Origin of the sequence: Actinopolyspora mortivallis DSM 44261, from assembly GCF_000384035.1 — a bacterium.
In the GTDB taxonomy this organism is placed as follows: domain Bacteria; phylum Actinomycetota; class Actinomycetes; order Mycobacteriales; family Pseudonocardiaceae; genus Actinopolyspora; species Actinopolyspora mortivallis.
Genome location: NZ_KB913024.1, coordinates 3,605,946 through 3,630,599, shown reverse-complemented (window position 1 = coordinate 3,630,599; position 24,654 = coordinate 3,605,946). Strand labels below are relative to the sequence as shown.

Genomic DNA, 24,654 nt, shown 5'->3' with positions numbered 1-24,654 from the left:
GTCGGACACCCCACTAGCCTACGGATTCGGGTCGAGGGACGGGCGAGCGTGTATGAGACCGACCACTCCTGTGCGGAGCGGCGGGAGGCGTCCGTCCGAGTCGATCCGAGTGATTTTCGTCATTTTTGCCGGTCGCGGGGTCCCGATTCGACTGTGGAAGCGCTCCCACAGACCCCCGGTTGCGAGTCCCACCGGGGTATGAGCGAGGATGGAGTAACAATGACTGCCTGGTTCGTTATCGTCGTACCGCTCGTGATCATGTTTTTCACGCTCTTCATGGAGCGTGTGGAGGCGCGGCTCCGACACGTGGCGGTACAGGAGAACGAGGTGGAGGAGCTGCTGGAGAACGCCCGTCCGGACGAGGTCCGGGCGCTGTTCCGGCAGGGAATTGGACGTGCGCTGGAGCTGTTCCAGCTTCGCAGGGTGGGACGCGCCGGCAGACTACGTACCCGCCGTTCACGTGACCGGTCGTAGACTGGGTTGTGGTGATAGGCGGCACACACCGGTCGCCGCCCACGGGTGGTGGCCGGTGTCGAGAGCAGCCGCCGCGTCTCAACATGGAGGGACGAGGTGGACGAGACCCTGTCGCGGGCCGGTATCTTCCAGGGAGTGGAGCCGGCTGCCGCGGAGGCACTGACGCAATCGCTGGAACCGGTCGAGTTCCCGCGTGGCCACGTGATTTTCGCCGAGGGTGAGCCGGGGGATCGCCTGTACATCATCCAGTCCGGCAAGGTCAAGCTCGGGCGGAAGTCTCCCGACGGCAGGGAGAACCTGCTGGCGATCATGGGCCCCTCGGACATGTTCGGCGAACTGTCGATCTTCGATCCGGGGCCGCGTACGTCGACCGCCACCACGGTGACGGACGTGCGTGCGCTGACCATGGACCGGAGCGCGCTACGGCAGTGGATCGGCACGCGCCCGGAGATCGCCGAACAGCTGCTCCGGGTGGTTGCCCGCAGGCTGCGCAGGACGAACGGGATGCTGGCCGACCTGATCTTCACGGATGTTCCGGGTCGGGTGGCCAAGGCGCTGTTGCAGCTCGCACAGCGTTTCGGCAGCCAGGAGTCGGGTCTGTTGCGTGTGACGCACGACCTGACCCAGGAGGAGATCGCACAGTACGTGGGTGCTTCACGGGAGACCGTGAACAAGGCCCTCGCCGACTTCGCACACCGTGGTTGGCTCCGACTCGAGGGCAAGAGCGTGCTGATTCTCGATCCCGAGCGGCTGGCTCGCCGGGCTCGCTGATCCGCGTGCCACACGGCACGCCACTTCCGAGGTTTCCCGAGCGTGGTCGCAGCGCGCCGACCGCTCATTCGGATCGGGATCCGGTGAGGGGGACGGTGCGGTTTTTCGTGTCCGCGTACGGTTCACCGGGTTAGGTTCGCCTTCCGGAGTCCTCGCGGGCGTCCCCGGGTTCGCATCCGGCAGGAGGGGGTGAGCCCCTTCCGCCGGGCGGGCACCCCGTGTTGCGGAGGAGCGCGTGTCGGAGGCGCTCGCCGGTGCGCGGGTGTTCCCGCCGACGGGTGCGGGCCGTGGAGCGGTTCGGGAGCCCGGGTGGCAGACGCCGGTCGTGGGTTCGCCCGGAGCGGTCGACGACGAAACGAGAAAGGACCGGGCGCCACCCCCGACGCGGCGCTCCGGTCCTTTCTCGTCGCGTGGCTCGTCCCCCGACCAACCACGCTTCCCCGATCCCTCGATGCGTCGGCCCCGAACCACCACATCGAAGGCTGTCTCCGGTTCTTCCGCCGCCGAACCCCCGTACGGCGACGGGAAAGGTCCTGGCGTCGGTCCAGCTTCCTGGAAAACCGGTGGCCACGCCGGTGGTCCTGGGACCATCCGTACGTTGCTCACCTTCAGCGTGCGCCTCGGGAAGCCCCCTTGCCAAGCCTTTTCACCCGTGAAGACGTACCGGAGCGCGTGTGGGTTGCGTGCTCCGGCACATTTTTTCCGCCCGGTTTCGGTGGGCGAGGCAGTCCCGGGTGCGCTGCGGTTTCCGTGTTCCCGTGGGGGAGGATGGTGAGGCGGATAACCCGAAAACCGATGGTACTACCGTACTGTTTTCGTAATAATGGTACGCGTGTCCCATTCCGTGAGCCTCGCCGACTACCGACAAGCCCTGAGCACGCGTGGTGCCGGGGCGCCGGTGCTGACCTCGGTCCTGGCGCGGCTGCCCGTGGCCATGATCGGACTGTCCCTGCTGCTGTACGTGCAGCGGGCCACCGGATCCTTCGGCGTGGCCGGTCTCGTCTCGGCCGGCAACCTCGTGGGAGTGGCCTGCGGCTCCGTGGTGCAGGGCCGGATCATGGACCGCCTCGGCCCCACCCGCCCGCTGCTGGTGGTCTCCACCCTGTTCGCCGGCTTCGTGGTGGCCGAGATCGGGATGATCGAGGCGAACGGTCCCGGAGTCGCCATGGTGCTGCTGGCGGTGGCCGTGGGAACGAGCGAACCCATGACGGGTCCCGCCTCCCGCGCGTTGTGGACCCTGCTGTTGCCTGCGGGCAGAGTCCGGGACGCCGCCTACTCCTACGAGGCCATCAGCATGGAGGTCTTCTTCATCCTGGGACCGGGCATCGCGGGCCTGCTCGTGACCACGCCCTGGCCGGGAACCGCCCTGGTCGCGGGGGCGAGCTGCATGATCCTCGGAAGCGTCGGCTTCGCCGTCACCCCGGCCGCCCGTCGGCAACGTCCGGTGGACGACCCGCCGTCCGGCTCGCTGCTCGGAGCGCTGGCCACCTCGGGGATGCGGACACTCGCCCTGGCCGCCTTCGGTTTCGGTCTGTTGCTGGGCATGGTCGAGGTGGCGGTTCCCGCCGCCGCCGAACGCGCCGGACACGCCGCCGTGGGCGGGCTGCTGCTCAGCGCGCTGTCGGTGAGCTCGGTGGTGTTCGGCGTGCTGTACGGCACCCGTCCCTGGCCCAGGCCGATGTACCTGCGGCTGCCCACCCTGCTCACCGCCTTCGCCGTGCTGGTGGCGCTGCTCGCCCTACCGGGAACACTCGCGGGGCTCACGGTGGCCCTGCTGGTGGCGGGCAGCCTGGTCACGCCCCAGTCCACGGCCCACTCGGTGGCCCTGGAGGCGGTGGCCCCGGAGGGGACCGCCACGGAAGCCTTCGCCTGGGTGATCACCGCCGTGACCCTCGGAGCCGCGGCGGGCCAGTCCCTGAGTGGACAGCTGGTGGAGTGGCGGACCTCGGCGACGGCCTTCCTCGTCGCCGGAGGACTCGGGCTCGTGCTCGGCGGGCTGCTCTGGCTGCGGCGTCGCACCCTCCTGCCCACGCCGCGGAACTCGGAGGACCGGCGGGCGGCGGCGGGCACGACCACGGGCTGATCCCGGGGCTGTCCGCGCGGCCCGTCGCGGGCGGGGGCACGTCCCGCACGCGGCGGGGACCCCGCACGAGGCGTGCCCTCCGTCGCGCTCGGCGACGTCACTGGATCTCCACGCGCCGGGGCTTGGTCTCCTCGCTCTTCCGCACCCGGATGCTCAGCACCCCGTTCTCCAGCTTCGCCTCCACGTTCTGGCTGTCGATCTCGGAGGGAAGCGTCGTGCGGTAGGAGAAGCTTCCGGTGCGTCGCGTCTTCCGGTGCAGCATCCCCGTGCGTTCCCGTTCCTCGGTGCGCCCGCTGACCCACAGCTCGTGGTCGCGGACCTCCACGGTGAGGTCGTCCCGGTTGACCCCGGGCACCTCCAGCTCGAACAGGTAGGCGTCCTCGGTCTCCTCCACGTCCACCATCGGCTGCCACGCCTCGGTGGGCCGGGTGGTGCGCCATCCGGGATCGAGCATCCGCTCCATGCGGTCCCAGATGTCCTCCAGCTCCCGGAACGGCTCCTGCCAGAACGCGGGAACCGGACGGTTGCCCAACGAACCGTGTTCTCCACGGTGCACCGGCACGGGTTGGCTCATGATCCTCGTCTCCTTCCGCCTCTCGTCACCTCACCAGGGCGATACCCGCCGGGCACGGGAGGACAAACGGAACGGATCCCTTCAGAGCTCGCCCAGCTCCCTGAGGTGCTCCAGCTGTGCCAGCACGGTGCTCTCGGCGGCGGGACGCACGGCGGGATCGATGTCGGTGTAGACCACGTCGACCACCCTCGCGGCGTCGACCTCGCCCACCATCCCGCGTACCGCGGTCCGCACCTGGTCGAGCCGCTGCCTCCGGTGCGCGAGGTAGTGTTCCGCCACGGCGGGGGCACCGGGGAGTTCGGGACCGTGGCCGGGCAGCAGCCAGGTGTCCTCGGGAAGTCCCGTCAGACGACGCAGCGACTCCAGGTACGAACCGAGATGGCCGTCCTCGGCCATGACCACCGTGGTCCCGCGTCCGAGCAGGCTGTCCCCGGCGAAGACCGCCGGGACACCCCCGTGCTCGGTGTGCAGGCACACCGAGTCGGTGGTGTGGCCGGGGGTGGCCAGCACACGCAGCCGCAACCCGGCCGCCGTGACGAGCTCTCCGTCCCGCAGCGGTCCCGCCCCGAAGTCCGAGTCCCGCCTGGTCGGGGAGTCCGTGCACCACTCCGGGTCGGCGGCGCGCACCGGTGCGCCGGTACGCCGGGCGAGTTCCGCTGCCGCCTCGGTGTGGTCCGGGTGGTGGTGGGTGAGCAGGATCCCGGCCACCGGTCGTGTCCCGCCCACGGCACGCAGGTGCTCCTCCTCCGCCGGACCCGGGTCGATCACCACGCACTCCTCGGCCTCGGGAGCGCCCACGATCCAGGTGTTGGTTCCGTCCAGTGTCATCGGCCCGGGGTTGGAGGCCAGACGCACGGTGGCGTAGTCGAGCACCGGTCGGGAGACCGCGTAGGCGGGGTGCTGCCGGGTGTGTGAGCTCACTGGTTCTTCGTTCCCTTCCGGACGTGGTTTCGCTCGCGGCGGGGGGGAGCACCCCGGTCAGGACCGGTCGTGCTCGTCGGCGAGCACCACACGCCACGCCCCGTCCCGGTGGACGATCCGGGGAATCGTCTTGTCGATCTCCCGGTCCGAGTTCAGGACCTCCGTGACCTCGGAGCAGGCCGCGAGTTCGGTCAGTGTCACCCAGGTGGGTGGGAGAAGTCCGCATTCGCCGGAACGCCAGGTTTCCAGGACCGTGCTGGGACGGCTCCAGTAGGCCTCGGCGGCCTCCCCGGTGAATCCGTCCGCACGCTGGCCCTCCGGCACGGCCGTCACGAAGAAACGCGTGTCGTACCTGCGGGGTTCGAGGGCCGGAGTCACCCAGTTCGACCAGGGGCGCAGCAGGTCCGCGCGCAGGACGAGCTCGTGCTCGTCGAGCATCTCCGCCAGGGAGATCTCCTTGGCGACCAGGGCCCGCCGCTCCGCCGCGTACCGGCCCGTCTCCGTGACCACGACGTCCGGGGCCGTACCGGCGAGCAGCACCCCGGCCTCCTCGAAGGTCTCCCGCACGGCGGCGCACACCAGCGCGCGGGCCAACTCCTCGCCGCACCCGAAGCGGGTGGCCCACCAGGAGGGGGGAGGGCCCGCCCAGGCGATCCGGGTCTGCTCGTCGCGTTCGTCCACACCACCGCCGGGGAAGGCGGTCATCCCCCCGGCGAAGGGCATTCCCCGCACGCGCCGCTGGAGGAAGACCTCAGGGCCGTGCGGACCGTCGCGCAGCAGCACGACGGTGGCCGCGTCCCGGGGGGTGGCGGGAGGATCCGGAGGTTCGGCGGGAACCATGCTGTCCGGCAGGGTCAGCTCCGGAGGAAGGCGCATGAGCTCAGCCTAGGACTCCGTGCCGGGTGCGGGGTACGACATGGCCGGTTGTCGCCTCGCTCACGGGGAGTGCGGTCCGACCGAGCCGATGGGGGGAAAGTTCCCCGTTCCCGGGATGGTGGTGGTTCGCGGGTCCTGGGGGGACTCGGAACCGCGGGTCACGGACTCCCCGGCTTCGGGGGACTGTTCCGGTTCCCGGTCCTGTTCACGCTGGGCCAGCTCCTCGTGGAGCTTGCGCAGCAGGTTGCGCTCCCGGTCGGTGAGCTTCGCGTCCACGGCGGCGGGGACGTTCGGGTTGGAGCCGGTGCTGCCGGTCCCGGACTCCTCGCCCACGGGTGGGGCTTCGGGGCCGGCCTGCTCGGCGGGATCGAGCGGTTCCTCCGTGAACGCCCACGAGTTCTCCGAGCGGGGGAACTCCGCCACCGAGCCCTGCTCGCCGGGCTCGGGGAACTCCTGTTCCGGTGCCGTCCGGGCCGGCGTCGACGACGGGCCGTCGGCGAGGAGCGCGGTCTCCTCGCCGGTGGTGTCCTCCTGCCGGTGCCGCACCGGGGAGGGGAAGTCCTCGATCGGCGGAAGCCCCCCGGACGGGGGCTCCTGGCGCGGGGGCTCGCCGAGCTCCGCGACAGGCCATTCGGCGGTGGGATGTTCCTCGTCCGGTACCGGCGTGTCCCCCTCGGGGGCCGGAGGGCCGAGCGGGGCGGGGAAGCCCTGGGTGGCGGGTTCGGCGGGCTCAGCGTCTCGACCGTGGCCCGCCGCGCGTGCGGACGCGCGGCGGCTCCGGCGGGCGGTGTGGCGTGCTGCGGCGGGCGGTTCGGAGGAGGTCTGCCGGAGGGGGACCTCGTGGGCGACCGCGAGCGCGTTCCGGTGGTACTCGGGCAGCTCGCCGTCGGAGGGGAAGCTCTCCACGGAACAGGTGAGGCCGGCACGCCGCAGGGCCTGGGTGAGCTGGTAACCGGTCGCTCCCACGGCGGTGTGTCCGTCCACTTCGGCCAGCAGTACTCTCCGGGGAACCGTTCCCGCGGCGGCCCCGGCGGGCGTGACGCGCGTCGCGCACCACACGGAGCGCAGCTCCGGCAGGCGAGCGGTCGCGGAACGCAGCGCGGTGGCCAGGTCGTCCACCCGCTCCGGAGCGGTGAACCTGTGTGGTTCGGAGGTCTCCGGCGTGCCGGTGGCCAGGCGCTCGGCCAGCTCGGCCCGCGAGGCGCTCCGGTCGAGCACGGCCGCGAGCTCACGCTGTTCCTGGCCGGTCACCACGATGTCTCCGGCCACGAGGGAGCCGGTGACGAGTTCCGCGGCGAGGTCGCTGCGTCCCGCACCGGCGAACTCGCGTGCCGCGTTGACCGCGTCGTCGTCCAGCCTGCCGGTGAGGGCCAGCAAAAGTTCGTGCAGCCGCTCGGCGGGCGATCCGTTGTCCGCCAGGTCCACCACGGGTTCTCCTTGGTTCTGCTCGCTCCGGTCCTGGGCCACGCGGTCAGTTCCGCGCCGGGGAAGCGCCGTTGCCCGTGCAGATCAGGTTCGACGCGGTACGCGCGCGGCCGTGGTAGTCGGTGGGTTCGACCTCCTCGGGCAGCACCTCGACGAGAGGGGTGTGGTTGCCGAGGGCACGCAGGACGCGCTGGATCTCGCCCGTGAGCTCCACGGGGTCGCCGGAGGTGTCGACCAGCACCACCCTGGTGGGCAGGGTGTTCGCGGAGTCGTGCCGCCAGCTGCCGCGTACCTCGTGGACACCGGCACGACCGCGCAGTGCGGCCCCGAGCACCAGCGTCTCCGAGTCCCCCGTGTCGTCGGTGGGTCCCGAGGCGGTGAAGGAGTATCCGTCCGATCCGGACTCCGGGGGCAGCACCGCACTCACGGCGGCCGGATCGGCCCCGAGCGGCAGCAGGGCCTCGGAGAGCAGGCGGTGTTCGGTGTCGGTCAGCCCGATGCGTTCGCGCAGCAACTGCTTGGGCAGGGAAACGGCGAGGACCTCCTCGGCTCCGCCGGCCAACCAGTCGCGGTAGCGCCAGAGCGACTCGGCCGGGATCCGGTCGGCGAGCCGCAACAGCAGCTCGTGACACAACAGTCCGGTCTCGCGGTCGGTCACCTCTCGCCGCCCCTTCCTGGGATCCTTCTCAACACGCTGCGTCGAAGCATCCTCGTCGAATACGTCCGTACGGGTGATTTTCCTCCGCGAAACCGTACGATCAACCCGCCAGGCGCGCGGACTTCGTCACTCGCGGTTCCCGTAGGCAGTGCTCGGTGGGAGGGGGAACCCCGGAAGGCGGACCCGCGTTGCCGCACCGCGACCCCTCAGGAGTGCGCGGAGACCTCGGCGACCAGCTCCACCTCCACCGGCGCCCCCAGCGGGAGCTCAGCCACCCCGACGGCGGAACGCGCGTGGGTGCCCGCCGAACCGAAGACCTCCCCCAGCAGCTCCGAGGCGCCGTTGAGCACGGTGGGCTGGGCGGTGAACCCCGGAGCGGAAGCCACGAAACCCACCACCTTCACCACACCGGACAACGCGTCGAGACCGACCACACCGTCCACGGCAGCCAGCGCGTTCAACACGCAGATCCTGGCCAACCGCTGGCCCTCCTCCACCGTCACCTCGGCCCCGAGCTTGCCCGTCGCGGCCAGCGCTCCCTCCACGAAGGGCAGCTGACCAGCGGTGTGGACGTGGTCACCGCTGCGCACGGCCGGGGCGTAGGAGGCGACGGGGCGCGCCACCTCGGGCAGTCGCAGACCGAGCTCGGCGAGCCGCTGTGTCCAGGTGGTCATGGGCATCTCCCGTTCGTCGGTTCCGGGGTGGATCACCGTCGTTTCCCGCAGGGAAACACGGCCCGGGACGCGTCGCTCCTCCGGGACGGACGCGCCACAGCGGGTCGTTCGCCGGAGCACACGGCGAGCGGACCCGCCGTGTGCGGCCTCATTCCTTCGGACGCTTCATGTAGGCGACCATCTGTTCGCCGGTCGGCCCCGGCAGGACGGCGACGAGCTCCCAGCCGTCCTCGCCCCACTGGTCGAGGATCTGCTTCGTGGCGTGACTGAGCAGCGGAACTGTCGAGTACTCCCATTTGGTCATGCCGCCACCCTACTAAGACCTTCGCCCCCGAGGGCCCGGTCGGGTGGTCGCCGGAACCGGTGATTCACGGGCTCCGGAGCCAGGGGCGGCCGACACGACGACCATTTCCCACTCGCGGGCGGACACGACCCCCACCGTCCACCTACGCTGATCGTGTGAGTTCTGGATGGGACCGTCAGCTGGACCGGGCCAGGCTGCACTTCGTCAGCGGCAAGGGAGGAGCGGGCAAGACGACCGCTGCCGCCTCCCTGGCACTGGCCCTGGCCACCGGGGGACGTCGGGTGCTGCTGGTCGAGGTGGAGGGCAGACAGGGGCTGGCCCAGCTGTTCGACACCCCGCCGCTGGAGTACGCCGAACGCAGACTGGCCGCGGCCCCCGGAGGGGGCGAGGTGCGCGCGCTCGCGGTGGAGGCGGAGGCTGCGCTGCTCGAATACCTCGCCATGTACTACAACCTCGGCTTCGCGGGACGCACCCTGCGCAGGATGGGAGCCATCGAGTTCGCGACCACCCTGGCCCCCGGGCTGCGGGACGTCCTGTTCACCGGCAAGATCAAGGAGTGCGTGCGCCGCACCGACTCCCACGGCCGCCACAGCTACGACGCCGTGGTGGTCGACGCCCCTCCCACCGGGAGGATAGTCCGGTTCCTCGACGTCACCCGGGCCATGGCCGACCTGGCCCGCACGGGACCGATCCACGGACAGAGCGAGGACGTGGTCGGCCTGCTGCACTCCGCCGACACCGTGGTGCACCTGGTGACGCTGCCGGAACAGCTGCCGGTGCGGGAGACCCTGGAAACCGTGGAGGAACTGGACGCGGCCGCACTGCGCCCGGGGGCCGTGCTGCTCAACAGGGTGCGCCCCCCGCGCCTGGCCACCCGCTCGGTGACGGCCGCCGCCGACGGCAGGGTGGACGCGAACCGGATCAGGAGCGGACTGGAGTCGGCGGGGTTGGACTGGAACGACGAGGTGCTCGACGGGCTGGTCGCCGAGACCGTCGAGCACGCCACCAGGGCCAGCGCCGAACTGGCCGCGCGCGAACGACTGCACGACACCGACCTCGCCGCGCTCGACCTGCCCGAGTACGTGGACGGGATCGACGTGGCCGCACTGTACGAGATGGCCGAGAAACTCGTCGCCCACGGCGTCGGAGGACAAGGATGAACGAGCGCTCCCGTCCGGAACGGCTCGACGTGGACGCACTGCTGCGGGACCCCGCCAACCGGATCGTGGTGTGCTGCGGCTCCGGAGGCGTCGGCAAGACCACCACCGCCGCCGCGCTGGGACTGCGGGCGGCGCACCGGGGTCGCAGGACGGTGGTGCTCACGATCGACCCGGCCCGCAGACTCGCCCAGGCCCTCGGTCTGGCCGAACTGGACAACAAACCGGGACGGGTGGAGCTGGACCCCTCGGTGCCGGGGGAGCTGTACGCCATGATGCTCGACATGCGCCGGACCTTCGACGACATGGTCCTGACGCACGCCGGCCGGGAGCGGGCGCGGCAGATCCTGGACAACCCCTTCTACCGCACCGTGTCCACGTCCTTCTCCGGAACCCAGGAGTACATGGCGATGGAGAAGCTCGGGCAACTGGCCGCGGAGGGGAGCTGGGACCTGATCATCGTGGACACCCCGCCCAGCAGGTCGGCCCTGGACTTCCTGGACGCCCCGCAGCGACTGTCCACGATCCTGGACGGCAGGCTGATCCGGATGCTGGCCAGCCCGGCCCGCGCCGGGGGGAAGGGACTCCGCAAGCTGGTCGGGGCGGGCTTCGGCGTGTTCGCCAGGACCGTCTCCACGATCGTCGGCCACCAGCTGCTGTCGGACGCCGCCGCCTTCGTCCAGGCCTTCGACTCGACGTTCGGGGGTTTCCGGGAACGCGCCGAGCACACCTACCGGATGCTGCGTTCGCAAGGGACCCGGTTCCTCGTGGTGGCCACTCCCGAGGCGGACGCGCTGCGCGAGGCCTCCTACTTCGTCGAGCGGCTCTCCTCCGAAGGGATGCCGTTGTCCGGGCTGGTCGTCAACCGCACCCACCCGGTGCTGGCGGATCTGCCCGCCGCCCGGGCCGTCGCGGCCGCCGAGGAACTGGAGGAGGCCGGGGGCTCCCCCCTGGCGGCCTCGGTGCTCCGGCTGCACGCGGACCGCGTGGCGGTGGCCGAGCGGGAGAAGAGACTGCTGGCCCGGTTCACCCGGGCGCATCCGGAGGTGGGGCTGGTCGGGGTTCCCGCCCTTCCGGGCGACGTGCACGACCTGGACGGACTCGACGAGGTCGGAACACGGCTGGCGGGCTGAGGACTCCTTCCGGGACGGTCGCCGCGCTGCTCACGCACCCGAATCCCGCACGGTCGGGGAGTCGGCTGCGCAGGGGGCCGGCAACCATGCCACGAGGATCACGGGGACCGGACGGGCGAAGGGTGCAGTCCGGCCGTACGCGCGGGGCCGGGGGGCCGTTGTCGACGTTGGTTGTTCCTCCCGCCCGCCGAGCCGTCGGCGTCCGGGCGCGCCGGTGTTCGCCTCCCGCCGATCCGCTTGTTCGGCCTCGGTTCAGCTCGTCGTCATCCCACCTGGTAGGCCTCGGGACTGCCGTACTCCGCCCGGGCCGTTTCGAGCAGTTCCCGCCAGTTGCGGACGTCCGGACGCCTGCGCAGCAGGGCCCGTCGTTCGCGTTCCGTCATGCCACCCCAGACTCCGAACTCGATCTTCTTGTCCAGTGCCTCGGCGAGGCACTCGGTGCGTACGGGGCACCCGAAGCAGATCGTGCGCGCTTTGCGCTGTTCGGCTCCCCGTACGAAAAGCTGGTCCGGGTTCGTGTCGCGGCACGCCGCGTGAACCCGCCAGTCCCCCTGTTCGAGCATCAAGGCCCCCAGCTCCTCACTGGATCGTCGGCGACCTGCAATCTCCGGGCCCCCCGGCACCGGCTGTCGTGACGCACCGAGGATGTGTCACGAACTCCCGTCGCTGGACGTGGACGCACCATAGAAGATCTCGGTTCCACGGCCAACCGACTTTCGTGGGATTTTTCTTTTGCGGTCATCACATCGGGGGGTATTGACGACGACAGCGAGTGATCTCACGCGAGGCGACTTACCGTGAGCGGTGTGCGGCTTCGTAACGGCGTGATCAAGCTGTTCGGTCTGTGTGTGCTGGCAGGCGTCCTGGTCGCGGGCATGTTGTTCCCCGCCGTGGGATCACTCGGCGTGGTCTCGAACCGGGCCAGCGACGCGGTGAACAGGATCTCCGCGGAGATGCTCGCCGAACAACCACCGCTGGTGACGACCGTCACGGACCGGGCGGACAATCCGATCGCCTACCTGTACGAGCAGTACCGCACCCCGGCGAGCTCCGACCAGATCGCCGACACCATGAAGGCCGCCATGGTCGCCATCGAGGACCAGCGGTTCTACGAACACCAGGGAGTGGACTGGCCGGGCACGGTGCGCGCCTTCGTGAGCAACCAGGTCGCCGGGGAGATCACCCAGGGCGCCTCGACCATCACGCAGCAGTACGTGAAGAACTACCTGATGCACGTCGCGGCCAGAGGCGACTCGGTCAAGCAGGCCGAGGCCTCCGAGCAGACCGTGGCGCGCAAGCTCAGGGAGATCCGCATCGCCCTGCAACTGGAGAAGCGCCTGAACAAGGAGGAGATCCTCACTCGCTATCTGAACGTGGTCCCCTACGGCAACCGGATCTATGGGGTGGCCGCGGCGGCGCAGGCCTACTTCGGCACCACACCGGACCAGCTCACGGTTGCCCAGGCGGCGTTGCTCGCGGGAGTGGTCAACCGGCCGGGATCGTTGAACCCGGTCACCCAGCCCGAGGAGGCCCTGTTCCGCCGTGGACTGGTGATCGACGCGATGGCCCGGCAGAACCGGATCACCGAGGAGGTCGCCCGCGAGGCCAAGCAGGCACCGCTGGGTGTGCGGAAACCCCTGGGCAAACTTCCCAACGGCTGCGTCGGTGCCGGTGGGGAGAACGGTTTCTTCTGCAAGTACGTGGAGAACTACCTGCAACGGGCCGGGCTCTCGGCGGAGGAGCTGCGCTCCGGGGGGTACACCATACGCACCACCCTGGACCAGCGGGTGACGGCGGCGGCGAAGAAGTCCGCCGAGGAGGGGGTTCCCCAGGACAGTCCGAGGGTGGCCAACGTGCTGTCCGTGGTGGAGCCCGGCACGGACAAGCACCGGGTGCGGGCGTTGGCGGCGAACCGGAACTTCGGGTTCGACAAGGAGAAGGGCGAGAGCGCCTACGCCCTGCCCACCACGATGGTGCAGAAGGGGGCCGGTTCGGTGTACAAGGTGTTCACCGCCGCGGCCGCCCTGGAGGAGGGGATGGGGATCGACAACGTGGTCCCGGGGCCCTCCTCCTACACCTCGGTGAAGTTCAGCAACGGCACCAACCCGTACACGGTGGGCAACGCCGAGGGGGTCGGTGCGGGGGCTCGTTCCATCCGCAAGGCACTGGCCACCTCGCCGAACACCTCCTTCGTGATCCTGGAGGAACGTGCCGGGCTGGACGACACGGTCGACATGGCCGCCCGGCTGGGGATGCGTCGCACGCTCAACCACCACGACCTGGCCGGCATCCCCATGGCCTCCGAACGGGCCCGCGAGCGAACCCAGGCCGAGGAGATCAAACAGCGTAAGATCGGTGCCTTCACCCTCGGGTTCAGTCCCACCAGTCCGCTGGAGCTGTCCAACGTGGCCGCGACGCTGATGAGCGGCGGGGTGTGGTGCCCGCCCACTCCGATCAAGGAGATCCGGGACCGGCACGGCAACCGCGTGTCCATCACCGAGCCGCCCTGCGAACAGGCGGTCGACCGGGAGCTCGCCGACGCGATGGTGGTCGGCATGTCGGACGACACCACCTCCGGCACGGCGGCCCGGGCGGCCAGCGCGACGGGATGGGACCGCCCCACCGCGGCCAAGACCGGAACCACCGAGACCTTCGCCTCCGCCGCGTTCATCGGGGCCACACCGCAGTTCGCCGGGGCCGCGCTCACCTTCATCGACCGCCCGCCCTCCTGGCGCGGAGCCGGTATCTGCCTCGGCGGGACCCCGTCGGTGTGTGGCAGCGGGAACATATACGGCGGCACCGTGCCGGCCAAGACCTGGATGCGGGCCATGAAGCAGGCCCACGAGGGGATGCCCGTGGAACAGCTGCCCACCACCACCGAGCGCTACCACAACGGCGGTTCGGGCAAGCAGATTCCCGAGGTCGTGAGCATGAGGGCCGAGCAGGCGAAGCGGAAGCTGCGGGAGGCGGGCTACGAGGTCGACAGCCGTACCGTGAACAGCAAGGAGCCGCACGGGACGGTGATCGGTCAGTCCCCCCGGGGTGTCGCTCCGGAGGGCACCAGCATCCGGATCTCGGTCAGCACCGGCTACATCCCCCCGCCGCGGACGCACACGCGCCAGCCCGAACCCGCCGAGAACGATCAGGGCAACGGGCAGCAGGGGTCCGGTTCCGGGGGTTCGGGCGGCTGACCAGCTGCCTGCGGCCGGGCAGCGGGACGGCGCGGTCCTACACTGGTCGCCCGTGGGAAGTACACATCCAGGCAAAACACCGGTGCGGTCCCGCTACAGGCAGCTGGAGGTCGCCAGGGTCGAGCGGATCACACCCCTGATGAAACGCGTGGTGCTGACCGGGGAGGAGCTCGCCGACTTCGTCAGCAGCGGCACCGACCAGCGCATCAAGCTGTGCCTGCCGCGCCCCGGTCTTCCCACCCCCCTCGGCAACAGCAGGGCCGAGGTGTTCGCCGCTCCACCGCACCAGCAGCCCAAGCAGCGCACCTACACGGTTCGCTGGTTCGACCCGCGGCGCCGCGAGCTGGCCGTCGACCTGGTGCTGCACGCCCACGAGGCCCCCGGAGCCACCTGGGCGGCGAACGTGCGCGCCGGTGACCGGGTGGTCACGGTGGGGCCCAGCCCCTCCTACACCCCCTCCCCGGAGGCCGACCCGCTGGTGCTCGTCGGTGACGAGACGGCCCTGCCCGCCGTGTGCGCGATCCTGGAGGAACTGCCCACCGGCGTTCCGGCCAGGGTCTTCGTGGAGGCGGACACGGCCGCCGAGCGGGACTACGTGCCGAGCACGCTGCCGGGGGAGTGGACCTGGTTGTTCCGTGAGGGGGAACCCCCCGGAAGGTCCGAGGCCCTTCCGGAGGCGGTCCGCTCGGCGGAACTGGGCGAACACCCGCACCTGTGGGTGGGAGCCGAGGCGAGCGTGGTGGAGCGCATCAGGGAGTTCGGCGAGAAAACCCTCGGGCTGGGACGGTCCCGGACGTACGCGCTGGCCTACTGGAGGGTGGGTCGGGGCGAACGCTGAAACGCGGGCGCGTCCACCCCGTCGGGCCGTCCCACGTCCGCGGGACCGGTCAGATCCCCAGTTCGGCCTTCACCGCCGCGGCCACCCGGCCTCCCTCGGCCCGGCCGTCGACCTTGGCGTTCGCGAGTTTCATGACCCGGCCCATCTGTTTCGGCCCCGGCGTTTCGCCGAGTTCGGCGGCGACCTCCGAGACGGCCTGCCTGGCCAGCTCGGCGAGTTCCGCGTCGTCGAGCTGTGCTGGCAGATACTCCCGCAGGATCTCGCCCTCGGCGCGTTCGGAGGCGGCCTGTTCGGTCCTGCCGGCGGAGTCGAAGGCGGCGGCGGACTCGTCGCGTTTCTTGACCTCCTTGGCGAGTACGGCACGGACCTCCTCGTCGGACAGCTGCCGGGCCCGCTTGCCCGACACCTCCTCCGCCCCGATGGCGGACAGGGCCATGCGCAGCACCCCGGTGCGCGTGGTTTCCCGCTGTTTGATCGCCGCGGTCAGGTCGCTGCGCAGCTGTTCTTTCAACTCGGACATGGCTTCGATTATCCCGGCCACCGCCGAACGCCGGCACGGCACGCCGGGTGAGGGATCATTCGGGCCGTCGTACGGGACGGGCGTGTGCCCCGTAGGCTGGTGGTGTGAACACGTTCGGTCGGATTCTGCTCACCGCCGGGGCGCTCGGCGGCTCGGTGCTCGGCTACGCGGCGGGAGTCGAACGCAGGAGCTGGACGCTGCGCACGGCCACCCTGCCGGTGTTGGCCGAGGGCAGCCCGCGGGTTCGGGTGCTGCACGTGTCCGACCTGCACATGACCCCCCGGCAGTTCTCCAAGCAGCGCTGGGTGGCCGCGCTGGACGAGCTGGAGCCGGACCTGGTGGTCAACACCGGGGACAACCTGGCCCACCCCCAGGCGGTGCCCGCCGTGCTGCGTGCCCTGGGGCCGTTGTTGGAGCGGCCCGGGGTGTTCGTCTTCGGCAGTAACGACTACTACGCGCCGAAACCGAAGAATCCGGCGCGCTACCTGATCCCCGCGGCCAGGCAGAAGCGCATTCGCGGCAGGCCGCTTCCGTGGCGGGACCTGCGGGCGGCGATGACCGAACGCGGCTGGATGGACCTGACGCATCGGCGGGGTGAACTGACCGTCGGCGGGGTGCGGATCCACGTCGCGGGACTGGACGACCCGCATCTCAAGCGGGACCGCTACGCGGAGATCGCGGGAGCTCCGGTGGAGGGCAGCCAGTTGGGACTGGGGGTCACGCACTCCCCGGAGCCGAGGGTGCTGGACTCCTTCGCCGCCGACGGCTACGACCTGGTGCTCGCCGGGCACACCCACGGCGGTCAGCTGCGCCTTCCCGGCTACGGGGCGATCGTCACCAACTGCCAGCTCGACCGACAGCGGGCCCGGGGGAGTTCCACCTGGGGGGAGCACACGTGGCTGCACGTCTCGGCGGGACTGGGGACCTCTCCCTACGCGCCGGTGCGGTTCGCCTGTCCGCCCGAGGCCTCCCTGCTGACGCTGGTACCGCGTTCGGAGGGCGGTTCCGTCGGTGCGGCGCGTGACGAGTCGGGGGCCCCTGTCGAGTCCCGGATCGGTGTCCGATAGACTCTGGGGCGTCGTTCGGTGGCGATCAGCCTCCGGCGACGATCCCGCCGGGAGATCCGGGGTGTAGCGCAGTTTGGGAGCGCGCCTCGTTCGGGTCGAGGAGGTCGTGGGTTCAAATCCCGCCACCCCGACGTGGAATCCGGTTGCCGGACCTCAGGGTTCGGCAACCGGATTTTTTCGTGTTCTCCACGGTGGGGTCACTCGGAGCCGCGGCTCTCGCCGTCCTCCTCCCGCACCGCGTGGTGCGGACGGGCCGAGGTGGTGAGCCGCGCGGTGACCGCGTCGACCACCTCCTCGCGTTTCGGGTCGTCGGCCTCCAACACCGTGTCCACGGCCTCGGCGACCACGCTGCGCAGGGCCCGTTCCCGTCCGCCTTCCGCGGTCGCCGCCACGGCGAAACGCTTGTGCAGGTCGAAGGTGTGCTTGTCGATCCAGCGGGTGAAGTCCACGAGGGTGAACCGTTGGGAACCATCCACATAGGATGGCCATCCGGGGAATTGTCCCGGGGAGCGGCTGCCGGTGAGTTGTTGGAGGATGTCGAACAGGGCTTGGCGTTCGTCGGCGCGCATGGTCTCTCCCGGAGAGGTGAGCAGGTTGTCCAGGTCGTGGCGGGTGCCGAGGTAGGCGTTGGCGTCTACCGGGGTGGTTCCGGCGACGGTGGCCTGGCTGGTGAACTGCAGTACGGCCACGTGGTTGCCGCCGTAGCCGTTCCAGAAGTGGTCGGGGACCCGTTGGTAGATCTCGCTGGCGTAGCCGCCGCGGTTGTCGGGATACCGGGATTTCCACAGTGGGGGGAATCCGGACAGGTCGGGTTTGCCGATGCGGCGCCAGTACCATTCCGGCAGGTAGATCAGTGGTGTGTGCAAGCCCCGCTGGTGTAGTTGTGTGGTCACCGCGTGGGCCAGCTCGGCGGGGCCGCCTCCCTGTTCCACGTCGAGGATCACGGGGACGTCGGGGGGCACGATGCGGGCGATGTGCTCGGCCTGGGCGGCGGGGGAGGCCTGTTCGCGTTGGTAGTGGTAGGCGGCCACCAGCAGGCCCGCCGAGCGGGCCGCCGCGAGGTTCTCGGCGAAGCGAGGGTCGGTGAAGCCGTCGCCTTCGGTGGCTTTGAGGAACGCGAACTCGAAGTCCTCCGCCCGGGCGCGGCGGAAGTCGAACGGCCCCTGATGATGCGAGACGTCGATCCCGTAGATCATGGTTACCCCACCCGTGCTCGCGGCGCGGACTCGTGACGTCCTCCACCCCCGGCCCGGGTGCCGGAGAGGGTGGGCACCCGGGGTCCCGGGGCGCCCGCGCGAACCCGGGATCCGACCCCCGGCCCGTGACTCGGGTGCGTCTCCCGTGGTGGGTCCGCGCGAACGGAAGTCGTTCGATCATCTCCCGATCCGGGCATTCGGGACAATCAACCGACCGGCTTGTACTCCTTCGCCTGGTCGAGCGACACTGCCTACCCAGTGCTCATACCGTTGCTCCGATCGGGCAGGATCGGTGACGTGAGCACGTATCCAGGCGCCAAGATCCCGGAAACCCTGTTCGACGACCCGGACAAGGAGGCGCGCTGGCGCGCCCGCTTCAGCGCTCCCCGCGTGTCACTGCCGGACTGGGCGCGGGACGCTCCCCACCGGAGCCTGTACGTCTCGAACGTGAGCGGCACCTGGGAGCTCTACGCCTGGGACCGCGCCACGGACACCCACCGTCAGGTCACCGCGCGCCCGAACGGCACCTTCCACGGGACGCTCTCCGCCGACGGGAACCGGATCTGGTGGTTCGACGACACCGACGGCGACGAGTTCGGAAGCTGGGTGAGCGAACCGTTCGACCCCACCGGGGAATCCCCCGAGAATCCGCTGCCCACCACCCACGCGGGCTATCCGGCCGGGCTGGAACTGGGTCAACGGGTGATCGCCCTCGGCATGTCCACCGACGAGGGGGTCACCGTGTGGGTCTCCGAGGACGGGGACACCCGGGTGATCTACCAGCACGAGCAGGACGGCGGGCTGGCCGCCGTGTCCAGGGACGAGACGCTGCTGGTGCTGTCGCACTCCGAGCACGGCGACAGCAGGCACCCCGCGCTGCGGGTGGTGCGCACGGACGGCTCGACGCTCGCCGAGAAGTGGGACGGCCCCGGGCTCGGGCTGGGCGCGCTGGACTTCGCCCCGGTTCCCGGCGACACCCGGCTGCTGGTCTCGCACGAACGGCGCGGACGGGAGGAACTGCTCCTCTGGGACGTGGCCACCGACACCGAGACCGAGCTCGACCTGGACCTGCCCGGCGAGCTCTCCGCCGACTGGTACCCGGACGGTTCGGCGCTGCTGATCGCGCACACCCACCAGGCGCGCACCACCCTGCACCGCTACGACATCGCGGCGGGAACCCTCACCCCGTTGCCCACCTCCCGGGGGACCGCCGGAGCGGCCTCGGTGCGCCCGGACCACTCGGTGGAGTACACGTGGTCCTCGGCCGCCGTGCCGGGGCGGGTACGGGTGCTCTCCCCGGAGGGGGAGGACAGCGTGCTGCTGACCCCCGGAGGGGACCGCGCCCCGGAGTCCAGGCCCGTCGAGGACGTCTTCGTGGAGGTCCCCTACGGCCCCAACGACACGGTGCACGCCCTGCTCGCCCGTCCGGACGACACGAGCGACGGGCCGCTGCCCACGGTGTTCAACCTGCACGGTGGTCCGCACGCCGCCGACGAGGACCGCTTCTCCTCCTACCGCGCGGCCTGGCTGGAGGCCGGATTCGCGGTCGTCGAGGTCAACTACCGTGGATCGACCGGCTACGGCTCGGCGTGGCGGGACGCGATCGAGGGACGGCCGGGCCTGACCGAGCTGGAGGACGTCGCCCGGGTGCAGGACTGGGCGATCAAGGAGGGGCTGACCACCCCCGAGCTCAGCGTCGTCGCGGGAGCCTCCTGGGGCGGGTACCTGACCCTGCTCGCCCTGGGCACCCAACCCGACAGGTGGGCCGGCGGGGTCGCCGGCGTCCCGGTCGCCGACTACGTCTCCGCGTTCGCCGACGAGATGGAACCGCTGCGCGCCTACGACCGGGCGCTGTTCGGCGGATCCCCGGAGGAGCTGCCGCGGCTGTACCACGAGTGCTCCCCGCTCACCTACGTGGACGAGGTGCGGGCCCCGGTGCTGGTGCTGGCCGGGGACAACGATCCACGGTGCCCCATCCGGCAGGTGCTCAACTACCTGGACCGGCTGCTCCAACGGGAGGTGCCCTTCGAGTTCTACCGCTACGACGCCGGGCACGGCTCCCTGGTGATCGCCGAGACGTTGCGCCAGGTCGCCACCGAGATCCACTTCGCCCGTCGGGCGGTGGGGATGGCCTGAGCCGAGGTGCTGACCTCGGCCGCCACGAACCCGTGGTTTCCGCACCGGCGGGTACCCACCCGCCGGTGCGGTTCGTATGCTGCGGGAATGGTCGACCCCCGCTACATCGGCGTGTTCCACACCGTGGTGCGCACCGGCTCCTACACGGCGGCCGCGCGCAGTCTCGGCTACAGCCAGCCCGCCGTCAGCCAGCAGATGCGGGCGCTGGAACGGAGCCTGGGCACCGCGCTGTTCCTCCGTCGCGGCGGGGGACTGGAACTCACCGAGGCGGGAAGAATACTGGCCACGCACGCCGAGTCGGTCGTCGACGACCTGACCGCCGCGGAGAACAAGATCTCCGCGGTGCGGGAACTGCGCAGCGGCAGCATCCGGGTCTGCGCCTTCCCCAGCGCGAGCGCCACCCTGGTTCCCCGGGCGGTGGCCCGTGCCACCGAGGAACACCCCGAGCTGCGGGTCCGGCTCAGCGAGGCCGAACCGCCGGACTCGCTGGAGGAGCTCCGCCGGGGTGAGTGCGACATCGCCCTGGCGTTCAGCTACCCGGACACCGAGGAACTGCCCGGCGAGGAGGTGACCGGGACCGACGTGCTGGACGACCCGCTGGTGGCGGTGCTTCCCGGCGAGCACGAGCTCGCCGGGCGGGAGTCGGTCGGACTGGGCGAACTCGCCGGGCAACGCTGGATAGCGGGGTGCCCCCGGTGCAGGGAGTACTTCACCAGGGCCTGTTCCGAGGCCGGTTTCGAACCGGAGATCGCTTTCACCACCGACGACAACCTGGCGGTGCAGGGGCTGGTCGCCGCCGGGGTGGGGATCGCGCTGATGCCCGCCCTGGTGCTGTCGTTCCTGCGGCACCCGAACGTGGTGGGGGTGCGGGTGGCCGGTCTCGAACAGCGCCGCGTGACCGCCTACGCGCTGCGGGAGCAGCGTCGTATCCCCGCCACGGCGCTGATGCTGGACACCTTCGGTCGGGTGGGCGCGCAGATGCGGGCACGGGACTGAGTCCGGTCGGACCTCCGGGGGACGTACCGGAGGCACACGGCCCGCCTCAGGCGGGTGCTCCGGCGATCGGCGGCCTTTCCGGAAGAAACCCGGGCAGGAGCGGACACCTGCTCGCGGGCACACGGTGCGTTCATAAGCCGGAGTTGGCCCTCCCCCAACAATCCGGTGGTCGACCGGGCGTCCGTGACCGGGCATGGTTCGGGTATGACCACGATGCGGACCGAACACCAGAATCCGCGACTGACCGAGCTCACCGACGCGATCCGCGAGTGCGTGCGCGCCGGACGTTCCCAGGCGCACACCGCCGATCTGGTCAGGGACGCGCTGCGTCCGTTCCTCGACGTCCCGGGCCTGCTCCGGGAGGACCAGCGGGTCGGGGACCCGGAGCACTACCTCCAGCACGTGCTGCACGTGGAACCGGACGCGAGTTTCTCCGTGGTCGCGCTGGTGTGGCTGCCCGGCCAGCAGACACCGATCCACGACCACGTCGCCTGGTGCGTGACGGGGGTCTACCAGGGCACCGAGAGCGAGCAGCACTACGAGCTGCGGCAGTCCCCGGCGGGCGACTACCTCGTTCCCACCGGAGTCGTGACCAACCAGCGCGGACAGAGCTGCGGATTCGCCCCTCCCGGGGACATCCACCTGGTGCGCAACTGCGGAACCGAGACGGCGATCTCCTTGCACGTCTACGGCGCCGACATCGGCCGGTTGGGCACCAGTGTGCGCAGGATCTACGAACTTCCGGTGCACTCGGAGCCGAGTTCGGCGTGACCTTCGGCCGGTGCCTCGTCGAGGCCCGGCCGAGCTCGGTCAGGACTCCAGGACACGCAGCGCGTCGCGGACGTGGCCGTGGGTCCGGGCCAGCGCCTCGGCCGCGCGGGCGGCGTCCACGCCGCCGAGCAGGTGCACCAGCGCGGTCTTGAGCTGGCCCCGCGTCGTGCGCAGCGCGGCGAGGCACTCGGACTCCGAGGCGCCGGTGGCCTCCCGCAGGATGCGCACGGTACGTTCACGCAGCTTCGTGTTGGTGGCCACCATGTCGACCATGAGGTTGGAGTAGGTGCGGCCCAACCGGACCATCACCGCCGTGGAGAACGAGTTCAGCACCAGCTTCTGCGCCGTACCCGCTTTCATCCTGGTCGAGCCCGTGATCGGTTCCGGTCCGGTCTCCACGACCACCTCCACGTCGACCGGGGGCCCCTCGGCGCGGTACGGATTGGCCGAGACCAGCACCGTGCCGGCCCCCAGTTCGCGGGCGGCGCGCAGCGCGCCCAGCACGTAGGGAGTCCGGCCCGAGGCGGCCAGACCGAGCACGAGGTCCGTGCTCTCGGCCGCCTCCCTGACGGCGGCAGCCCCGGCGGAGTCGTCGTCCTCGGCGTTCTCCACCGCACCGGAGGCCGCCGGTTGTCCACCGGCCAGGTGCACCACGAACCACTCCGGCGGGACGTTGTAGGTGGGAGGGAGCTCGGCGGCGTCCAGCGCGGCGATCCTGCCCGAGGTGCCCGCCCCGACGTAGTGCACCCGCCCGCCGCTCCCCAGCGAGTGCACGGCCAGCTCGACCGCCCGCGCGACCTCGGGAAGCGCCCGTTCGACGGCGGTGGGGACTGAGGCGTCCTCGGCGTTGAGCCGGTGGAGCAGTTCCAGGGTGCCCAGCTGGTCGATGTCGGTGGTGCGGGGGTTGCTGAGTTCGGTGGGGGACTGTGTGCCGGACCCGTTCGAGGAGGCCGACAGGGGGTCCCCCCGCGCGGGGCCGCGCGTGTCGCGGTCACTCACCTGTGTTCCTCCCGCTGTCTGCGCCTGTCGGGACGTACCCGCAGCCGGTGCCCACCGACCGCGCGGAAGGTGGTCTGCAGGGCCTGCCTGGCCTCGGTGAGGTGACGTTGTGCCACCCCGACGAACAGGCAGTCGATCACGGTGAGCTGGGCGATCCTGCTGGCCATCGCCCCGGAGCGGTAGGTCGTTTCCCTGGCCGCCGTGGTGAGCACCAGATCGGCGATCTCGGTGATGGGGGAGCGTTCGAAGTTGGTGACGGCCGCCGTGGTGGCCCCGCGCTCCCGCGCCTCGCGCAGGATCTCCACGGTCTCTGTGGTCGCCCCGGTGTGCGAGATGCCGACAGCCACGTCGCCCGGCCGTAGCAGGGCCGCGGAGGTCAACGCGTTGTGCGTGTCCGACCAGGCGAAGCAGGTCAGGCCGATGCGGTGCAACTTCTGTTGTAGGTCCAGGGCGACGAAGCCGCTGGCGCCGACTCCGTAGACCTCGACGCGGCGTGCCGTGGACACGGCCTCCACGAGCGAGTCCAGCGCGTGCACGTCCAGTTGTCCGGTGGTCTCCTCCACGGCCCGCGCGTCGGAGTAGCCGATCTTGTCGACGATCTGGGGGAGGTCGTCGGACTCGGAGATGTCGCCGCCGAGGTCGCGGTCCCGCTCGGTGGTGCGGGCCGTCTCGGCGGCCAGCGCTATGCGCAGTTCGGGATAGCCGGTGACCCCCACGGCCTTGCAGAAGCGGGTCACGGTGGTTTCGCTGGTTTCCGCCGCCTCGGCGACCTCGGTGATGCTGCGGTGGGCGATCGAGGAGGGGTCGGCGAGTACGATCCGGGCCACGCGCTGCTCGGCGCGGGCCAGACCGGGCAGCAGCGAACGTATCCGTACCAGTGGGCTGTGCTCACCGGATTCGGGACTCGGATCGTCGGGCGTGGCCATGTGGGAAAGTTACTAACATCACTGTTGGGCGGTCAAACGGTGCGTGAACCGCCAGGCGGGGCCGTGGCGGCCACTCGGGCCTCGCCGTGTGGGATCAGCCGCGGTCACGCGGGGCCTCGAGGAGAGCACCCCCACAGCCACGCCCATTGTGTCGCGCTCAGTTCCTTGGGCGGCACCTCGGGTGGGATCTTCTGTCGGCGGCGCAGCTCCCGGACGATCCGGTGCGGGGAGCGTACCCGGTGCGGGACAGGATCCGGGCCACCCCGCGGCCGGGACCGGTGAACACCCGTTTGACGAAACGTTGGTACTCCGTGCGCTGCCCGACCAGGGGGACGGTCCGCGGTGGACCGTGAGCAGCCCGGCCTCCACGGAGGGAACGGGACGGAAGGAACCGGCGGGAACCCGGCGGTGGAGTCCGAACCCGTACCACGGCCACCAGCTCGCGGCGGGACCTCGGGGCTCACATCCGCGTGGTGTGCTCCGGCTCGACGTAGACGACCACCCGGTGGTCCCCCGGCTGGTGGTAGGGGTACTCGTCGACGTCCAGGTACTTCTTCGCCAGCCGGTTGATGAACGCGTTGTCCGGATCGTCCTCCACCCGCGCCACCCGGCCGCGCACTTCGAGGTACCGGTAGGGCTGTTCGGGGTCGAGCGCCGACAGGGCCAGCCTGGGTTCCCGCCGCAGGTTGCGGTACTTCTGCCGCGTGGTGGTCTGGCTGAACTTCACGTACTGCCCGTCCCAGTCGATCCACACCGGACTCGACTGGGGCTCGCCCCGCGGGCCGACGGTCGCGATGTGGGCGAACGAGCGTTTGGTCAGGATGTCCTCGAGATCCTGCGGAATCACCGACACGGCCATACCCCTTGTCCCCGCGCGAACCTGTGTCACGGACGGTGCCGGACCCAACGTACCCCGTCACGGACGGATTCGCGACGGAAACGTCACCGGTGTGTCCGCGCCGGG

The 24,654-nt window shown here is 70.7% G+C and carries 24 protein-coding genes and 1 tRNA gene; 12 read left to right on the top strand and 13 right to left on the bottom strand.

The window, feature by feature from the left end:
- The first annotated feature begins 219 nt into the window (after nt 1–219).
- The 3 genes from ACTMO_RS0116990 (at nt 220) to ACTMO_RS0116980 (ending at nt 3,328) form a co-directional block, all read left to right on the top strand.
- Nucleotides 220–474, top strand: coding sequence for a hypothetical protein (locus ACTMO_RS0116990; RefSeq protein ID WP_019855884.1), 255 nt, complete (start codon nt 220–222; stop codon nt 472–474).
- Between the two features lie 96 nt (nt 475–570).
- Nucleotides 571–1,245, top strand: coding sequence for a Crp/Fnr family transcriptional regulator (locus ACTMO_RS0116985; RefSeq protein WP_019855883.1), 675 nt, complete (start codon nt 571–573; stop codon nt 1,243–1,245).
- A gap of 823 nt (nt 1,246–2,068) precedes the next feature.
- Nucleotides 2,069–3,328: an MFS transporter gene (locus ACTMO_RS0116980; protein WP_019855882.1), complete on the top strand. Its 1,260-nt coding sequence runs from the start codon at nt 2,069–2,071 to the stop codon at nt 3,326–3,328.
- A 97-nt stretch (nt 3,329–3,425) separates the two neighbouring features.
- On the opposite strand, the gene ACTMO_RS0116975 is transcribed toward ACTMO_RS0116980, so the two are convergent.
- The 7 genes from ACTMO_RS0116975 to sp36 all read right to left on the bottom strand — a co-directional run bounded on the left by ACTMO_RS0116975 (nt 3,426) and on the right by sp36 (nt 8,760).
- A complete protein-coding gene (locus ACTMO_RS0116975) occupies nt 3,426–3,902 on the bottom strand; it encodes an Hsp20/alpha crystallin family protein (protein WP_033401571.1) in 477 nt (158 codons plus the stop codon).
- A gap of 81 nt (nt 3,903–3,983) precedes the next feature.
- Nucleotides 3,984–4,823, bottom strand: a complete 840-nt coding sequence (locus ACTMO_RS0116970; protein WP_019855880.1) for an MBL fold metallo-hydrolase — start codon at nt 4,821–4,823, stop codon at nt 3,984–3,986.
- A 57-nt stretch (nt 4,824–4,880) separates the two neighbouring features.
- The gene (locus ACTMO_RS0116965) at nt 4,881–5,699 is read right to left on the bottom strand and encodes an NUDIX hydrolase (RefSeq protein WP_019855879.1); all 819 of its coding nucleotides are present in this window, start codon (nt 5,697–5,699) and stop codon (nt 4,881–4,883) included.
- A gap of 60 nt (nt 5,700–5,759) precedes the next feature.
- A complete protein-coding gene (locus tag ACTMO_RS21365) occupies nt 5,760–7,166 on the bottom strand; it encodes a hypothetical protein (protein WP_157062930.1) in 1,407 nt (468 codons plus the stop codon).
- A 4-nt stretch (nt 7,167–7,170) separates the two neighbouring features.
- Entirely contained in the window at nt 7,171–7,782 is a 612-nt protein-coding gene (locus ACTMO_RS0116955; protein ID WP_019855877.1) for a hypothetical protein, read from the bottom strand.
- A gap of 206 nt (nt 7,783–7,988) precedes the next feature.
- A complete protein-coding gene (locus tag ACTMO_RS0116950; RefSeq protein ID WP_026449344.1) occupies nt 7,989–8,456 on the bottom strand; it encodes a RidA family protein in 468 nt (155 codons plus the stop codon).
- Between the two features lie 148 nt (nt 8,457–8,604).
- Nucleotides 8,605–8,760 (bottom strand): Sp36 family protein, encoded by a 156-nt coding sequence (gene sp36, locus ACTMO_RS23115; protein ID WP_019855875.1) that lies wholly within the window; start codon nt 8,758–8,760, stop codon nt 8,605–8,607.
- 155 nt (nt 8,761–8,915) lie between these two features.
- Between sp36 and bagA the strand changes: the two genes are divergently transcribed.
- Both bagA and bagB read left to right on the top strand, forming a co-directional pair.
- Entirely contained in the window at nt 8,916–9,920 is a 1,005-nt protein-coding gene (gene bagA, locus ACTMO_RS0116940; protein WP_019855874.1) for an ATPase BagA, read from the top strand.
- Nucleotides 9,917–11,050 carry an ATPase BagB gene (bagB, locus tag ACTMO_RS0116935; RefSeq protein ID WP_019855873.1) on the top strand — a complete coding sequence of 378 codons (1,134 nt, stop codon included), beginning with the start codon at nt 9,917–9,919 and terminating at the stop codon, nt 11,048–11,050. Before bagA ends, bagB begins: the two co-directional genes overlap by 4 nt.
- A gap of 263 nt (nt 11,051–11,313) precedes the next feature.
- Here bagB and ACTMO_RS0116930 read toward each other — a convergent pair whose 3' ends face one another.
- Entirely contained in the window at nt 11,314–11,613 is a 300-nt protein-coding gene (locus ACTMO_RS0116930) for a WhiB family transcriptional regulator (protein WP_019855872.1), read from the bottom strand.
- Nucleotides 11,614–11,856: 243 nt separating this feature from the next.
- On the opposite strand from ACTMO_RS0116930, the gene ACTMO_RS0116925 reads away from it, so the two are divergent.
- Both ACTMO_RS0116925 and ACTMO_RS0116920 read left to right on the top strand, forming a co-directional pair.
- Entirely contained in the window at nt 11,857–14,241 is a 2,385-nt protein-coding gene (locus ACTMO_RS0116925) for a penicillin-binding protein (RefSeq protein WP_033402035.1), read from the top strand.
- A gap of 52 nt (nt 14,242–14,293) precedes the next feature.
- Nucleotides 14,294–15,079: a siderophore-interacting protein gene (locus tag ACTMO_RS0116920; RefSeq protein WP_211212984.1), complete on the top strand. Its 786-nt coding sequence runs from the start codon at nt 14,294–14,296 to the stop codon at nt 15,077–15,079.
- A gap of 49 nt (nt 15,080–15,128) precedes the next feature.
- Here ACTMO_RS0116920 and ACTMO_RS0116915 read toward each other — a convergent pair whose 3' ends face one another.
- Nucleotides 15,129–15,599 carry a GatB/YqeY domain-containing protein gene (locus ACTMO_RS0116915; protein ID WP_019855869.1) on the bottom strand — a complete coding sequence of 157 codons (471 nt, stop codon included), beginning with the start codon at nt 15,597–15,599 and terminating at the stop codon, nt 15,129–15,131.
- Nucleotides 15,600–15,703: 104 nt separating this feature from the next.
- Between ACTMO_RS0116915 and ACTMO_RS0116910 the strand changes: the two genes are divergently transcribed.
- Together ACTMO_RS0116910 and ACTMO_RS0116905 are read left to right on the top strand one after the other, a co-directional pair.
- A complete protein-coding gene (locus ACTMO_RS0116910) occupies nt 15,704–16,666 on the top strand; it encodes a metallophosphoesterase (protein ID WP_019855868.1) in 963 nt (320 codons plus the stop codon).
- 57 nt (nt 16,667–16,723) lie between these two features.
- Nucleotides 16,724–16,797 (top strand) — tRNA-Pro (locus tag ACTMO_RS0116905).
- Between the two features lie 66 nt (nt 16,798–16,863).
- On the opposite strand, the gene ACTMO_RS22050 is transcribed toward ACTMO_RS0116905, so the two are convergent.
- Entirely contained in the window at nt 16,864–17,862 is a 999-nt protein-coding gene (locus ACTMO_RS22050; protein ID WP_051099106.1) for a glycoside hydrolase family 25 protein, read from the bottom strand.
- 297 nt (nt 17,863–18,159) lie between these two features.
- On the opposite strand from ACTMO_RS22050, the gene ACTMO_RS0116895 reads away from it, so the two are divergent.
- From ACTMO_RS0116895 to ACTMO_RS0116885, 3 genes are all read left to right on the top strand, one after another.
- Nucleotides 18,160–19,998, top strand: coding sequence for a S9 family peptidase (locus tag ACTMO_RS0116895; protein WP_026449343.1), 1,839 nt, complete (start codon nt 18,160–18,162; stop codon nt 19,996–19,998).
- A gap of 87 nt (nt 19,999–20,085) precedes the next feature.
- Complete coding sequence (locus ACTMO_RS0116890; RefSeq protein WP_019855866.1) at nt 20,086–20,994, top strand: LysR family transcriptional regulator; 909 nt, start codon at nt 20,086–20,088, stop codon at nt 20,992–20,994.
- Nucleotides 20,995–21,198: 204 nt separating this feature from the next.
- The gene (locus tag ACTMO_RS0116885) at nt 21,199–21,765 is read left to right on the top strand and encodes a cysteine dioxygenase family protein (RefSeq protein WP_026449342.1); all 567 of its coding nucleotides are present in this window, start codon (nt 21,199–21,201) and stop codon (nt 21,763–21,765) included.
- A gap of 39 nt (nt 21,766–21,804) precedes the next feature.
- Here ACTMO_RS0116885 and murQ read toward each other — a convergent pair whose 3' ends face one another.
- From murQ to ACTMO_RS0116870, 3 genes are all read right to left on the bottom strand, one after another.
- A complete protein-coding gene (murQ, locus tag ACTMO_RS0116880; protein ID WP_026449341.1) occupies nt 21,805–22,722 on the bottom strand; it encodes an N-acetylmuramic acid 6-phosphate etherase in 918 nt (305 codons plus the stop codon).
- A gap of 38 nt (nt 22,723–22,760) precedes the next feature.
- Nucleotides 22,761–23,690, bottom strand: coding sequence for a MurR/RpiR family transcriptional regulator (locus tag ACTMO_RS0116875; protein WP_019855863.1), 930 nt, complete (start codon nt 23,688–23,690; stop codon nt 22,761–22,763).
- A 460-nt stretch (nt 23,691–24,150) separates the two neighbouring features.
- Nucleotides 24,151–24,549, bottom strand: a complete 399-nt coding sequence (locus ACTMO_RS0116870; protein ID WP_019855862.1) for a PPOX class F420-dependent oxidoreductase — start codon at nt 24,547–24,549, stop codon at nt 24,151–24,153.
- Nucleotides 24,550–24,654: the final 105 nt, after the last annotated feature.

Coding starts and splice junctions, on each gene's coding strand:
- ACTMO_RS0116990 (WP_019855884.1), top strand. CDS start 220: ATGACTGCCTGGTTCGTTATCGTCGTACCGCTCGTGATCATGTTTTTC.
- ACTMO_RS0116980 (WP_019855882.1), top strand. CDS start 2,069: ATGGTACGCGTGTCCCATTCCGTGAGCCTCGCCGACTACCGACAAGCC.
- ACTMO_RS0116975 (WP_033401571.1), bottom strand. CDS start 3,902: ATGAGCCAACCCGTGCCGGTGCACCGTGGAGAACACGGTTCGTTGGGC.
- ACTMO_RS0116965 (WP_019855879.1), bottom strand. CDS start 5,699: ATGCGCCTTCCTCCGGAGCTGACCCTGCCGGACAGCATGGTTCCCGCC.
- ACTMO_RS0116950 (WP_026449344.1), bottom strand. CDS start 8,456: ATGACCACCTGGACACAGCGGCTCGCCGAGCTCGGTCTGCGACTGCCC.
- sp36 (WP_019855875.1), bottom strand. CDS start 8,760: ATGACCAAATGGGAGTACTCGACAGTTCCGCTGCTCAGTCACGCCACG.
- bagB (WP_019855873.1), top strand. CDS start 9,917: ATGAACGAGCGCTCCCGTCCGGAACGGCTCGACGTGGACGCACTGCTG.
- ACTMO_RS0116930 (WP_019855872.1), bottom strand. CDS start 11,613: ATGCTCGAACAGGGGGACTGGCGGGTTCACGCGGCGTGCCGCGACACG.
- ACTMO_RS0116915 (WP_019855869.1), bottom strand. CDS start 15,599: ATGTCCGAGTTGAAAGAACAGCTGCGCAGCGACCTGACCGCGGCGATC.
- ACTMO_RS22050 (WP_051099106.1), bottom strand. CDS start 17,862: ATGATCTACGGGATCGACGTCTCGCATCATCAGGGGCCGTTCGACTTC.
- ACTMO_RS0116890 (WP_019855866.1), top strand. CDS start 20,086: ATGGTCGACCCCCGCTACATCGGCGTGTTCCACACCGTGGTGCGCACC.
- ACTMO_RS0116885 (WP_026449342.1), top strand. CDS start 21,199: ATGACCACGATGCGGACCGAACACCAGAATCCGCGACTGACCGAGCTC.
- ACTMO_RS0116875 (WP_019855863.1), bottom strand. CDS start 23,690: ATGGCCACGCCCGACGATCCGAGTCCCGAATCCGGTGAGCACAGCCCA.
- ACTMO_RS0116870 (WP_019855862.1), bottom strand. CDS start 24,549: ATGGCCGTGTCGGTGATTCCGCAGGATCTCGAGGACATCCTGACCAAA.